This window comes from Chitinophaga pendula (assembly GCF_020386615.1).
Taxonomy (GTDB): domain Bacteria; phylum Bacteroidota; class Bacteroidia; order Chitinophagales; family Chitinophagaceae; genus Chitinophaga; species Chitinophaga pendula.
Genome location: NZ_CP077769.1, coordinates 7367005 through 7381848 on the forward strand (window position 1 = coordinate 7367005; position 14844 = coordinate 7381848).

The 14844-nt window shown below is 43.7% G+C and carries 10 protein-coding genes; 1 reads left to right on the forward strand and 9 read right to left on the reverse strand.

The genetic code is table 11. From position 1 onward, the window contains the following. Window positions 1-2: 2 nt before the first annotated feature. The 9 genes from KTO58_RS27830 to KTO58_RS27870 form a co-directional block, all read right to left on the reverse strand. Window positions 3-2306, reverse strand: a complete 2304-nt coding sequence (locus KTO58_RS27830; RefSeq protein ID WP_095836273.1) for a Gldg family protein — start codon at window positions 2304-2306, stop codon at window positions 3-5. Between the two features lie 20 nt (window positions 2307-2326). Next, window positions 2327-3256 carry an ABC transporter ATP-binding protein gene (locus KTO58_RS27835; protein ID WP_095836272.1) on the reverse strand — a complete coding sequence of 310 codons (930 nt, stop codon included), beginning with the start codon at window positions 3254-3256 and terminating at the stop codon, window positions 2327-2329. Between the two features lie 146 nt (window positions 3257-3402). After that, a complete protein-coding gene (locus KTO58_RS27840; RefSeq protein WP_157752701.1) occupies window positions 3403-4326 on the reverse strand; it encodes a hypothetical protein in 924 nt (307 codons plus the stop codon). Between the two features lie 25 nt (window positions 4327-4351). Beyond that, window positions 4352-5773 (reverse strand): RagB/SusD family nutrient uptake outer membrane protein, encoded by a 1422-nt coding sequence (locus KTO58_RS27845; RefSeq protein WP_095836270.1) that lies wholly within the window; start codon window positions 5771-5773, stop codon window positions 4352-4354. Between the two features lie 11 nt (window positions 5774-5784). Then, a complete protein-coding gene (locus KTO58_RS27850) occupies window positions 5785-9369 on the reverse strand; it encodes a SusC/RagA family TonB-linked outer membrane protein (RefSeq protein ID WP_198315083.1) in 3585 nt (1194 codons plus the stop codon). 243 nt (window positions 9370-9612) lie between these two features. Further along, on the reverse strand, window positions 9613-10809 hold the full coding sequence (locus KTO58_RS27855; protein WP_095836268.1) for a FecR family protein: 1197 nt from the start codon (window positions 10807-10809) through the stop codon (window positions 9613-9615). A 55-nt stretch (window positions 10810-10864) separates the two neighbouring features. Beyond that, window positions 10865-11452 carry an RNA polymerase sigma factor gene (locus KTO58_RS27860; RefSeq protein WP_157752700.1) on the reverse strand — a complete coding sequence of 196 codons (588 nt, stop codon included), beginning with the start codon at window positions 11450-11452 and terminating at the stop codon, window positions 10865-10867. 374 nt (window positions 11453-11826) lie between these two features. Then, the gene (locus tag KTO58_RS27865; protein WP_095836266.1) at window positions 11827-13020 is read right to left on the reverse strand and encodes an MFS transporter; all 1194 of its coding nucleotides are present in this window, start codon (window positions 13018-13020) and stop codon (window positions 11827-11829) included. A gap of 47 nt (window positions 13021-13067) precedes the next feature. Beyond that, entirely contained in the window at window positions 13068-13658 is a 591-nt protein-coding gene (locus KTO58_RS27870) for a TetR/AcrR family transcriptional regulator (protein ID WP_225860281.1), read from the reverse strand. Window positions 13659-13774: 116 nt separating this feature from the next. Between KTO58_RS27870 and KTO58_RS27875 the strand changes: the two genes are divergently transcribed. Beyond that, window positions 13775-14806 carry a helix-turn-helix transcriptional regulator gene (locus tag KTO58_RS27875; RefSeq protein WP_225859950.1) on the forward strand — a complete coding sequence of 344 codons (1032 nt, stop codon included), beginning with the start codon at window positions 13775-13777 and terminating at the stop codon, window positions 14804-14806. Window positions 14807-14844: the final 38 nt, after the last annotated feature.

The following is a 14844-nucleotide window of genomic DNA, read 5'->3' on the forward strand; positions in this document are numbered from 1 at the left end:
TGTTATTTTCTTTTCCTTCGGATTAACAGAATAGTACTCCCTACCAGTAATAAACCAGGTATCAGATACAGTAAACTAAACTTCACTACCTTTAAACTCGTTTTTGTCAGTGTAGTCTCGTTATCTAAAGACCTGGGCCTGCTTACGTCTACCGGCACAGTACCATAAGATAGCCAATGGAAAGTGCCTGGAATAACAGAGAAGTTGGCCGCTCCGTAACGCCTGATAGGAGGAATCATACCGCCATTACTGATACAGTCCGCATCGCCGAGTACCATGATACGTTGTTCTTTATTACCTACTTTCCGGCTAAGCGCCATCGCCGTAACAAAGCTGTCCACTTTCTCACCGGAAGAGAAATCGACAGTCGCCGAATCATTGACAAAATCGATGGTCTGCAATTCATTCCATGTTTTCATGGAGTCAATAGTCTGTAGCACAGGTGTGGCTTTAAAGCCCTTGTCTGCTGCCATAACCAGCCCCGCTGATTTGACCATACCAACATACTGATGACGTCGTATCATACCTTCATAGATCTCGGCAATGTTTTTGGCAGCAGGTGTGGGAATACACATCACCACGTTTGCCGGTACATCCTGCTTAGGTTGTACCAGTTGCCCCGGAATCGTCTTTAAGCCAAATTGAGAGATAAAGGATTCCATCACCGGAGACCCTGGCTTCAGTGTGATGAAAAGATTACCCCCCGCAGCGATATAGGCGTCTATCTTTCTCCTGACGATGGTATCCATCGCTTCTTTCATGTCGGCAATTACAATAATATCTACACCCTTGGGGATCTGTTTGTCTCCGGATAAGTCCAGCGATTCTACATCACAACCCTGATTGGTAAGCGCATATCGGAAGGTTTTTACAGAAGAGAAAAGCGTATAGTCCTTGATGCGCTCGCCTTCGATCTTCCTTTCGCCTTGCCCATCCAGAAAGCCGATCCTGGGTAATTTCATAACCATACGTTTGAACATGGCAGATACCTCAGTTTCTCCTGGGAATTTTTCCATGTCATCATAGATCCTCAACCAGGCTTTTTGTCCGTTTCCCCTTTCTACCAGGCGAACGAATGTGTTGCCTTCATCTTTAAGATTGACCTGTTTTTTGATCTCCTGTGGGGAAAGAAACAGATCAAAATCAAGATCCCGAAGCTCCGATTCCTTTTGTGCCATTTCCGCAAGGGATTTGCCCTTGTAAACAAAATTCAATCTCGGGTTGTTGCTGGGCTCATCGTAATAGTATACATACCTGATCTTCGTTTCAGGTTTGAAGCGGATGTATTGTTTCAATCGTTCCTTATCTTCATTCACCTGGCTGGGGATACCATTGTAATATTCTCTATCCAGCAGGTTAACATAAGTGGTAATCGTTAAGTCACCCGTTAGTTTAGCCATTATGGCCTGGCTGTTGGGCGTAAGTGTGTTGCGTTTGGTGGCTGTAGTATCATAATATGCCATTAATATTGGCCGGGAGGTAGCATAGCCTAACATCATAGCCGCCAGTACGACGAAACTGTATTTACCCCACACAGCTCCGAAAGACTGATGGGTACGACCTGCCTGAAGTTTCTGGATGCTTAGTGTAAGGAACATCCCTACAACAATAATAAAGTACAATACGTCTTCACTGCAGATCAGGCCACTGATCATTTCATTACAGCGCCCGGAAATAGACAGCCAGTAGGTAATATCACGAACAAAGCTGATGTCTTGCCATACTTTATTCATATAGCTAAGTGCAGCAAGTAGTACTAATGTACCGAGCGCTGCTACCACCTGGTAAGATGTCAGCGAAGACATAAACAAGCCGATTGCTGAATAAGCACACATCAGAAGGTAGATAGCCAATAACCCCGATAATACTGACGGTAGATCAAAATGATCTATGTAGATCATCCCGATCACTATATAGATCAGAATAATGGTCAGTAGCAAAAAGCTATAGATCATCATAGCGAGAAACTTACCCCTGATGATCTGGCCTGAGGTGACGGGAGAAGAGTACAACAATTTGATAGAGCCACTGCTTAATTCGCGGCTCATCAGTCCCATCGTCAACAATGGCATGTATAGATACAGATAGTTCTGTACCGCTTTGAACAAGCCGAGGTTGCCGGAAAACAAATTTGCAGTGATGAAAGCATTCCCAAAACCAATATTTTGTGCACGTAATACTTCATGCAGCAGTCCTGTAAACACCATTCCTGTCTGGAAAGCAAATACCACCAGTATCATCCAGGCTATCGGCGAATAAAACAAGGTGAATAGTTCTGCCTTGGCGATCTTATATATTCGTCTCATTTAATGTCTTATTATCAGATTTACTTATTGTTTTTTTTAGATAACCTGGCGAATACGGCATCCAGGGAGCTTTTTTCAATAACCAGTTCCATCAGGTCCCATTGATTGCCGACACTCGTAGCTGCAAGAAGCTGTGCCGTTTTCTTTTCACCGTCATAACCTAAACGGAAGCGATATGGCGTGAGCTGTTCTATAGACCTGATACCGTCCAGGTTAAGCAATACATCATGTGGCGGAGGAGAGTCGAGGGTTACAATCAGGGTATTAGGTTCTATATAATTATTAAACATTTCCAGTGTACCGGAAAACACCATCTGTCCTTCTTCGATCATTTTGATCTCCCGGCAGGTGGCTTGTACCTCAGATAGGATATGTGTAGATAGCAATACCGCCCGGTCGGTCGCGATCTGTTTGATCAGGTTACGCACCTCTACGATCTGATTGGGGTCTAATCCATTGGTCGGCTCATCCAGTACCACAAATCTTGGATTATGTACAATGGCCTGGGCAATGCCTACGCGTTGCTGGTATCCACCAGATAAGTTACGAAGTAAACGCTCTCTGAAATGAGCCACACCACAACGTTCCATTACGTCCTGCACGAATTTCTTTATCAGCGTTTTTTCTACCATGCGGAGGTCTGCACAGTAGGTAAGGTATTCTTCTACCGTCAAATCCAGATATAATGGTAACTTTTGCGGCATAAACCCGATATTACGCTTGGCTGCTACCGGATCGTCTTTTAGATTGACCCCATTGATAAACACTTCTCCTTTGGTTTGTCTTAGTACCCCGCAGATAATGTTCATAGTAGTAGACTTGCCTGCTCCGTTGGATCCCAGGAGCCCTACAACGCCCTGACTGTCGATCTCAAAATTTATATCTCTGACCGCCCACTGAGAGGCATAACGGTGAGATAAGTTTTCAACTTTTACAATGGTGTTTTCCATTCATTACAGATTGTTTAATAAATAAAATAGCTGGTATAGGCCTCGCCTATACGAATGATGTCAGGATTAAGGTGCCGGGAAATGAGCGTTTCACCGCTTCTCAGCACCGGAGGCCTATACCCCCGGGCCAAAAAGGGTTGTTAGGATCAATAGGTCGCATTGGCGATAGCACGAACGTCTATGCCATACTTTACCTTGAAAAAGTCAACCAAAAGGTCATACTTCTCTTTGATCAGTGGGTATTTCAGATAAGGTATCAACTGCGCATCTGTACAGGTGGTGATGTTTAAGATATAAGCACTAAGATCACTTGACTGAGCTGTATTCCAGTAGTAGGGGCCATAATACCATTCAGAAGGCGTCCCATTGGGTAAATAACTGGCGGGTAAAAAACCTCTTTGCCGGTATGCCTCGACGTTAGCAGGATTTAACGCATTAACCGGATAAGCCGGAGCCGTCGTATAGCTACTGACCTTGTAAAAACTGGCAGGTATTTCTATGATCTTATTCTGAACATAATACCCCCAGATCACTCCAGTCAATATGTTTTTCTTATTCAGTTTATCTGCCGCTGTCATCGTACGCAGTGACTGATTCATACCGGAGAAGGCAATAGCCTTATCAATGATCTTATAGTCAAAATAGAGGTATTCCCTGCCTGGTGGATATCCCGGCCGGTATTGTTTTATAGTATCTGCCAATATCACCCGGTAAGGTATACCTTGAGCTTTCTTAAATGATTCTGGCAGGAATTTCAGCCATACATCATTCAGGAAATTCAGCATGTCCATAACATAGACAGGATTTCCCATAACGGCGGTATCTATTTTTGAGTTAGAACCGCCTGTAGATGGCACCCACACGAAATCCTTTTGTTTATATACATACAGAAAATAAGAGCCGTAGGTGTTATAAAACTCCTGGATCTTATCATTCGCTTCTTTCGAAGCGCTACCCTGTGGTAATTTATAATCCTGTTCAATAGGCACAGGACGCCCGATCTTCTCATCCTTTTTACAGGCGAAGAGCATAATACCACAGATACAACCGACAATAAGTATATGCTTCATATAATGATGATATTACTGTTGATGATTATTGTCCTATCCTGTCAGGCATCAGGCCGGAAGGATTTTGTTTTAATGCTGGGTTTCTTTGTAGTAAACTGCTGGGGAAGGGGAGGGTATATATAGGGTCCTTCTCTCCCAGTTTGTATTGAAGTATGGGTGCTCCCAGTTCATGTTGATAACGATGTGTGATCGCAGGCATACCATAACGGCGCAGGTCAAACCAACGGAAGTTTTCAAAACAGAATTCTTTCCTTCGTTCTTCTCTTACTGCGAGTAACAATGCTGCTTTGTCAGCTATGGAAACATCGTTGTAACCGACAATACGTGAACGACGGAGATTATTCAGGTCCCGGAGTGCCTCGGGCAATTTGCCTAACTGTACATTCGCTTCTGCCCGGTTAAGTAAGGCTTCCGGTGCACGTATGGTTTGGCCAAGGTCTCCGCCGGTGGGTAATTTTGTTACCAATGGTACAAAGGTTTGCGTTTGTACCTGGATACCTTTTGTTATTCTCACATCATTTGGATCAAAAGAAGCACGGAAGGCGGCAGATGGAATATAAGTGGACTGATTAGGTTGTGTATTACCACCAAATACCCACTCCACTTCCGGGTTATTGTAAGTAAGCCAGCTATGATGATCAAGACCAGTTAGATCAACGATAACACTACCCTGCTCGAATGCCTTATTGGCTTCCGATACTGCTTCCGCATATTTCTCCATGTAGAGGTATACCCTGGACAACAGGATATGGATAGCGGGCTGGTTAATGTGAAAGTCCCTGCGAGCCACTTGTATGGGGTCCATCAGGCGTACGGCTTCATTCAGGTCCTTGACCACCTGGTCATATACCTCTTTTACGGTCTGCTGTTGCATCGGTGCCTCAGTAATACCGGAATTAAGCTTCAGCGGTACACATAGCGATTGAGGACGCTGGTTGTATGGTTCACCATATAGATTAGCTAGCCGGAAATAATAGAAGGCTCTTACTGCTAACGCCTCTCCTTTTACCCGGTCCTTTTCCCACTGGGTACCGATGGCTTTATCAATGTTGTCCAACACTGCATTACACCCCATTATCCATTTATAGTACTTGGCGTAGGCAGTAGACCCCGGGTCTTCACTGATCAGATCTCCAACACCATTTCGGTCAGCCATTGTTGGCTGCCAGGTATAATACAGGTAGTTATATTTTGCATCATATTTTCCCACTGGAGATTCCTGCCCATTAGCATATTCAATAAAAAGGTCTACATCATCATCCATGAAATAGACAAACCGCATAGGCTCCTCATTACTCATGTAACCTGATCCGATTAATAACTCCCTGAAATCTGAAGCTGTTTTAGGGATCACCTCACTCTGGGATTTTTCCTCCAGGAATTTGGAACAACTGCTTAATGTCAGCATGCCAGCCAAAGCACTGACTAACAAAGATGTAAGTTTCATGCGCTTCAATATTAAAGAGTCACGTTAAAAGATAAGGACGTCATTCTACGGGCAGGCCACCCGGCTGTTTCCGGATCATATCCTCTCCACTTTTTATCAAAGGTGATCAGGAACGGATTGGTGAGGCTAAATGCAGCACTCAGCCTTTTTATGTGAACCCTTTTTAATAGAGACGGATTAAATTCATAGTTCAGAGAAATAGAACGGCAACGAACAAAATCCGCACTGGCCGTCATATAGTCTGATGTATTGAACAGTGAATAAGGAGAGACCATCGTTGGGTTCAAAATCGGTAGTTCGATCTCGAAATAACGGGGATTACCGGGAGGAATTGCCGGTATATTGGTATACTGCTCGTCGCCGGGATTTTTCCATCGATCCTTCAGAATACGTGGCACATTCTGTTCCGGCGTAGGGGCGCCACTCATGTTATAATAAACAGGCAGGCGTTTTGTTGCCCCAAATGCCATGGCGAACTGTGCATACAGTGTGATGTTTTTATACCGTATGCTCGAGTTGAAACCACCCGAGAAGTCAGGTTCCAGCTTCCCTGATTTAACCAGAAAGTCCAGGTCATTGCCCGTTGGCTTAATGTTCATATAGTTAAACATGGGGATGCCCGTGTTGTGATTCAGTCCCGCATACGAATAAGAGTAGAACGTTGAGTAGGCTTCTCCATTGACGATCGCATTGCCAGACAGGAAGTCTTCTCTTGTATTCACCCGCTGATTCTGAGTCAGACGGTTGACAGCCCTGCCTGTATTAACTGAAAATTGCCAGGTGAAATTTTTGGTGCGGATAGGGATCACACTGACGATCAGGTCGTATCCTATGTTCTCCATACGTGAACCAAATACGGTAGCTGCATTCATACCGTTTTCAACAGGCACTTGCCTGGAGGCCAACACATCACTTACTTTTCTGAAATAATTGGCAGTGGCATTGATACGGCCATTCCACAAAGAGAGGTCCATACCCAGGTTCCAGGATTTTGTCTTCTCCCAGCCAAGTTCGGGGTATGGTAAAGACTTGATGTTAAGTGTGTATTGTTTGAAAATATTGCTCAGACCTCCGTCAGTAGCGATCAGGTAAGGAGATACAGCTTCTACGGCATTACCCTGGTAACCATAAGTGGCGGAAAGGTCAAATGCATTCAGCCACTTACTGGTGCGTAGGAATTTTTCATTCGCGACGCGCCAGCGCCCACCTACTGACCAGGTAGGCTGGAAACGTTTGTTCTTATCCTGACCGAAACGGTTAGAGGCATCCAGACGGGCATTGAAGTTGAAGATATATCGGGAGTCATAGCTATACACAGCCGTGAAATACTCACTCAGATAATTACTTTGTTGATTGACAATGCGGGAGTTTATACGCATGGCTTCATGTAGATCCGGTGCATCGCCCCGTACCGTTAATAGCGGCTTTAATGGCACCGGAGCGAAGCTCTCGCCACGATAACGCAGGTAACCATAACGGGTGTTAGTGCTGCCTTCTAATAGGTTCGATCTGGCCTCCAACCCTCCTTGTAAAGTAATGTTATGCCGGGTGCCAAGGTAGCGGTTATAGACCAGGCTGTTTCTCACAGTATAACCTTTATTGGAAGCACTTTCTATTTGTGCCAATCCTCCAAAAGGCAAACGGCTGCTCAATTCTTCCGGTGAATTAGCTAACACGGTACCAAACTCATATCCCCTTGTCTGAGTGATATAATAGGAGAGCTCCGTAGCATAGGATTTTACATTGGAAGAAGCGGTCGTATAAGCTAATAATCCTTGGTACTCTAACCCTTTGGCTAATTCGTAACGTACGTCGAGCGTAGCTCCCAAGGTGGCAGACGTGTTTTTACTGCCGGTATTGTTTATCTCATTCTGGATATTGTACAGGTAAGAGGACTTGTTGGGATATATCGTGCTGCCTTCTCCCAGTTTTTCATGAAAGAAAAAGGTGCCGTCCGCATTACTCATAGGAATAGTCCTGGAGGTCTTATAGGCATAGTCAAATGGGCTTACACCATATGCAAACCCATCTGTTTCGCGGATGGTTCCTACCAATAGGAAATTGACTGTCAACCGTTTACCGAAATGGAGGGTGGTATTCGAAGAGGCGGAGAACGTACTCAGGTCATTGCCTTCAGCTTCACCCCTCTGTTGCTGCATATTCAGTGAAGTGCGGTTAGTGATCTTCTCCGTGCCTCCTGAAATACTGATACTATGGTTCTGGTTAAAAGAATTGCGGAATAATAATGCGAACCAGTCGGTGTTCTGCTGTTCCAGCTGCCGGTATTTTTGTACATAGGTAGCATAGTCAATCTGTTTATTCTGCAATTGCTGGATCAGTGCAGCATATCCGATAGGTAGTAAGGTATTGGTATAGCTATCACGCCCGTCATAGATATCTTTTGAGAACTGCATGAGCTCCTGCGAATTCATCAGGTCGTACATGCTGTATTTGGGACGCTGGCCGATTGAAAGGCTATTGTTATAGGATACGGATAAAGTGCCCGGACGGGCTTTCTTGGTAGTCAGTACGATGACGCCATTAGCGGCCTGAGAACCGTAGATCGCTGTTGCTGATGCGTCTTTCAGTACTGTGATCGTTTCAATGTCATTAGGGTTTAACCAGGAAATAGCGTTGGATGCCAGGAGACGTAATTCCTTAAGATCTCCGGCTAATGAGCCACTGCCACTAGGGATAGGGAGCGGGTCACGTTGTATCACGCCATCTACGACCCATAGTGGTTCCTGGTTACCCAGCAGGGTAGAAGTGCCTCGGATGCGGATCTTGGTATTAGCGCCCACCTGCCCTGATTGTACTATCACCGACATGCCAGGTACCACGCCTTGTAACATCTGGTCAATAGTAGTTTCGCCGGCTATCTTGATAGAGTCAGCCCTCACCGAATATACAGCACCTACATACTTGTCTTTGTTTACATTCATGTAACCGGTCACCACCACATTGTTCATCTCATAATCCTTCCTGTTCAAAGTGATGTTCAATACCAGGTTATTCCCGTCTGTTACAAGAAGAGAGCCTGTCTGTGCCTTATTGACAGTATAAGCAGTATAGCCGTTGGCTGATTTGCGAATGCCGACTTCCAGTGTCTCAAAACCTAACATAGTGATCTGGAGAATGGCATTTTCCGGAAGGTGCGTAAAATAAAATGCCCCATCACCGGATGTTATCGTTCCGGTAACGGTATTTTTAATGCGTACAGAGACCCCTGGAAGTAGTTCTCCACTGGTGGCGCGAACAGTACCAGAGATGGTAGTGGGTGGTGCCACAGCTGGTGCTGCCATCGTCTTTCTTGACAATACAATAGTTTTATCTTTGATCAAATAGCTGACAGGAAGATCTTTCAACATGGTATCCAGTAAGTCTTCCAATGGCATGTCCCTGGCTGAAAGCGATACCGTTGCAGACTCGTTGATGGTATTGGTATTACTAAAAACTACATAACCTGTTTGTTGTTTGATGGTGGAAAATACTTGCTTAATAGGTATAGTTTTACCCGATATGGTAACGGTTTGTGCATGCCCTGCAGCTGATACCTGCAGCATGGCAGTTGTTAATAGAAGGACAGTCAGACGCATAGCGAGAAAGATTTTGGTTGGGCCACTCCGTTTCCCCGTGTAGTCCGGTGGCCAATAGCGATTTTTTTGCATAACTTGCATGAGATTTGGTTGTTAATAAATGCGAATAGCAATAGACCATTTGAATAGCCGAGTCGTTTACCGTCGCGGCCGCAATCCGTGACGGTTTTTTCTCTGGTTATTTTCAGGCAATACGTTCCCTGGCCGGTTTTACCAGCTGAAATTTTTCATCCTTAAGTGTTGTTATTTATTCAGTACAATTAATTTCCGACCTTCAACTCTAAAGTCGACTTCCGTTCTTTTTAAGATTTCTAACAGATCCGTTAAGGCTATCTGTCTACTCATTTCTCCAATAAACCGGGTATGTGGTATACCATTTTCATATACTACCTCTATATTATACCATCGCTCTAGTTGTCGCATTACTTCTTCCAGATCAGCTCCATCAAAATTGAAGAAGCCATTTTTCCACGCCATTATTTTGTCAATATCCTGCTTGTCTGCCAGATTTACTTTCTTATCAGTGATCCTGGCCTGTTGTCCTGGTTTCAGTACAAGACTATTGTCATTGGTTGCCGAAGCAATGGCGACCTTTACACTCCCATCTATCAATGTAGTGCGGATAAATTGTTCGTTGTCGTAAGCATTTATATTAAATGAAGTGCCGATCACTTCTATAACAGCGTTATCTCCTATGCTTACAAAAAATGGTTTATTCGCGTTCTTTACTACTTCAAAATATACTTCTCCCGTTACTTCGACTCTTCTTTCATTTGTGGTGAAGGCGGTAGGATATCTTATTGAGCTGGCTGCATTCAGCCATGCTCTTGTACCGTCGGGTAACGTTACCTGGAATTGTCGTCCTTTGGGGGTGGTCATTGTATTATACTCAAGATCGGCGTTGTTGTTAGTGGTAGGATCATAAATTAACTCGCCTTTGGACAATACTATGGAAGCGCCTTTCTGATTGGCTACCACACCACTGTTCATACTATCAAGCACAACCTGTTTTCCATCAGCGAGCGTAAGGATGGCACCCTGTGTGCCAGGCTGGATATCGATATGGCTGGCAACTGATTGGGCTGGCGTGTTGGCCTGATGAGTAGACCAATAGTAAGCGTTGCCTGCTAGCAGTAATAATATAGCAGCAGCCCAGCCCCATTTCTTCTTGAAGAGCGTAGTACGTATCGGTATAACAGGAGACTCCAGGAATTGAGGAATGGCCTCACCGATCTTGTGTGTTATCCTTACTGAGTCGTAGGCATAAAATCGCTGCAAATGGTTGGTCAGTTGCTGCTGATCAGTCAATTCTGTAAAAAGATCCCGATTATTATCAGACGCATTGATCCATTCTTCCAAAGTGCCAAGCTGTTCGGCACTTAAGCTGTTATCCAGGAATTTGCCGATTAATACGGCAATGTGGTGATTGTTATCCGTCATGCTATACTACTAAAACAACTAACCCGTCTATTTATACCGGTCTATTTATAAATTCTTAAAAAAATTTTTGCCGGTCAAGGATCTTTAAGGCAGAAAGCAGCATAGGTAAGGATAGTAACTTGTTTCGGAGGATGGCAGTGCGTAATAATGCCACTCCCTTCGCTTTTTGATTAAGCACGGTTTGATACGCCATTTTTAACTCTTCAGCTATTTCAGGCGCGCTCTTGCCTTCCAGGACAGACAGACGTACTACCTGTTGGCATTGCGGCGGTAACTGCTCTATTTCGCGGAAGATGAGTTGCATCACTTCGGTTTTGATATAAGCATTCTCCACATCTATAGAAAACCGCTCTCCTGCTTTCTCTATGGTATGATGGATGGCATCATGCCGCTTCTGCGCCTTCAGGTAATTAAGCGCAGCGTTTTTTGCAGCAGTAAACAGGAAAGACTTTAGTTGGCCCAGTGAAGGAAAATCCTCTTTTCTCTGAAATGCATTAATAAAACATTCGGAAACGATGTCTTCTGCGGCCATGGTATCCGTAATCAACTGCTCTGTGAAAAAACAGAGTGGCCTTTGGTATAAAGCATATACCTGATGCAATGCTTTGCGGTCGCCCTGCTGAAATAAGTGAATCAGCTCCAATTCCCGTATGCTTCGATGGTTGACAATGATTTTTTATGATTCATCAGGAATCCCAAACAATGGCATAAAAAGTTGTGGTGAAATGATTTGTTCCGTTAACCAAATACAATTTACCGCATATAATTTTTAAAATTATAACAAACTAATGAAATAATTCCTGGAAATTATCTAATTAGAAGTCGATTTAATATAAATTATATCAGTTTGCTTGCCGGGTTTGTTTTATAGGCCAACGTTACCTCAGTCTGTCTGCGCAAACTAGCTAGGCCAACCTCTGCCATTTTACCCGCCTAGTCAAAAAAATTGTCTTGAAGCTCAAGCCGTAGCAGAACAATTGCTCCGGGTTGCCGCTACTGGCGATTTATATTCGGTTTTTAAGAAGCGGTAAATATTACGGTGATCAACAGACACACGACACCCTGAAAGAAGGTACACAGCTGAGGATGCACAATTTTAGCCAGCCAACCTACTATCAGACTGCCTAATGGCAATGTGCCGAAAGCAGCCATTGCAAAAAAACCAACAACCCGCCCTCGCATCGATTCAGAAGATACCGTTTGGATTACCGTATTACAGATGGGTAATACCGACATGGTGCCAAATCCACAGACAAAACATAACACCAGGTATAAGGGCAGTATACTCATATAAGACATTAGTATTAAACCTACCCCTAAAACGATTAGATTGACAAAAAGTATACTTTTCAGCCGACGACTGCTTTTTTGCGAAGCCAGAAAGAGCGTGCTCGTAAGTGCTCCTATTCCTGTAGCCGCGTTGATAAAGCCATAAGTAGAGGCATCTCCGTTGAATACATCACGTGCATAATAGGTTTGCAACGTGTTATAGGTGGCTACAAACAGACATATCACACTTAATAACAACAAGATCCGGCTGATCTCTTTTTGCGATCTTGTATATGCTAACCCTTCTCTGAAATCTGTCCAGGCGTTTTTACCCCGCTTAATAAACTGTTTGTTAGGAAAATCCATCATCGTCAGGCAAATGATGACCCCCACAAAACTGACTGCATTCGAGATAAAGCAGACTGTTGCTCCATATTTGGCTAGTATTATACCTGCCAAAGCAGGCCCTACCAGCCTCGACAGATTATTAAGAGATGAGTTCATGGCGATAGCACTTGCCAGATCTGCTGTAGTAGGTACAATATCGTTTACCATGGCTTGTCTTGACGGTACATCATAAGCATTGGCCAGGCCCAGGAGTACGCTCAAGCCTAACATACCCCATACCGGATCCGCACTATAGTAGTATACCAAAGTCAGTGCAACGGCCTGTAGAGCCGAGACGATCTGTGTAGCCATCAGTACCTTGTAACGATCGTAACGGTCGGCGGCGATGCCTCCTGCTGGTGATAATAAGAAAGAAGGAAATTGCTCTGCAAAGGTCGTCAGGCCTACCAGGAAAACGGAGTGAGTTAGCGAATAAACAACCCATATCACCGCCGTACGCTGCATCCACATCCCTATCCGGGATATCAATTGACCGTAGAAGAATAGGCTATAGTTACGGGACTTAAAAACCCTGAATGTATTTTGAAAGTTCATTTATTTGGACCAAATTTTATTTTTGGTCGAATTTTGTGCAAATTTTTTTACTGTAGTCCCTGATAGAAAAGTTGGCAAAACGCCGGCATCAGCTCATCTGCCTGCTCAATCGTGCCATACAGATTTACTTCGCGGTTCATTCCCCGGAGCGCAGACAGGAAGATAAATATCGCTTGCTCCAATTCCTTGACACCTAATGCGCTGATTTCACGAGTATCACTTCCGTGTATAAGCAACTGTTGTAATATGATTTTTTCTCTTTCCAGGTATTTCAAATGCACTTTTTTCTTCAGCTCGTTATACCTGGATAAGGCTTCAGCATCCATACCTGCCTCCATGGCACTATATAGAGATTTACGCTTTCTTGCCATCTCAAATTTAACGGTAGCAAACGCTACCAGCTTTCCAAGTAGGTGAGTCTGGCTACTGATCCGCTTCATGGTCTCTAGCAAAATCTCATTGATTTCCGTTTCCAATACGGCGTTAAATATTTCTTCTTTGCTTTTAAAGTAATAATATAAAGAGCTCTTTCCCATGCCAGCCGCCCTGGCTACATCTTCCATCGTCGCCATGCCGAGCCCCTTTTCCTGGAAAAGCTTCTGCGCAGTTAATAGTATCTGAGTTCGTTTATTTGACACGTCTATCTTTAATAAATGCAAAGATAAATAATATTCGACCAAAAATAAAATATGGTCGAATGTAGGTAAGGTAGAAATACCTCAGCGACCTGGTAGCGACAATCAACAATAGGGATATGGACGTCTCATTGGCATTATACGAACTGCTGCCGGACAGTAAATATTTCTTTCTCACCCGTTACGCTGGCAGGGCTAGTTTTTCAAAGAATAGCGCTACACGGCAATTATTACAATCAAATAAGAAAGAACATATTACTTTTGATATCACACGTTTGGTAAGTAAAAGTATTAATGAAGGTAGGCGCCTGATTGTTTTACTGAATGTGAATAAGCATCCATTTAAGGTGATTAATTATGGTTCGGGAAAGCCTGTTTCGCAAGAAACAATCAACGATGCCGGCAAGGTTAATACTAAAACTTCGAAATTTGCCTTAACTACAACCGGGGATCATAACATGAACGAAAACGACACCAAACGACTTTCGAGATTGACTGCAATTTTGACCCAGTTGCAGACAAAAAGGCTTTTAACAGCTCCAGGGCTTGCTGAGAGATTCGAAGTGAGTGTACGTACCATTTACAGGGATATCAAAGCCTTGGAACAAGCTGGTGTACCAATTCTTACGGAGGAAGGAAAAGGATACACACTAATGGAAGGTTATAAAATTCCGCCTGTAATGTTTTCTGAAAGTCAGGCCAATGCACTAATTCTTGCTGAGCAATTGGTACTGAAAAACAAGGATGCGTCTTTCATAAAAGATTATACAGAAGCAATTGACAAAATAAAGGCCGTATTAAGGCAATCAGAGAAAGACAAGGCTAACTTACTTGCTGATCGTACTCGTTTTGAACAAAATAAAAATAGAGAGCGGAATAGCAATAATATCTCAGAATTACAACGTGCCCTGACTAATTATTTCCTGATAGATATTCAATACACGAACGAACAGCATGAAATTACAAGTAGAATTATTGAACCATTCGCTTTAATAAGCACAAATGAAAACTGGCTCCTCATTGCCTGGTGTCGATTACGGAAGACATTTAGGTATTTTCGCCTGGACAGAATTAAAAAGATGCAAGTGCTTGCAGAGAAATTTGAGCCTCATAAAATGACTTTACAAGCGTATTTTGACAAGTACTACTAATTTTTTATACCCCTGACATAAGGCTGTCGCGACCCCAT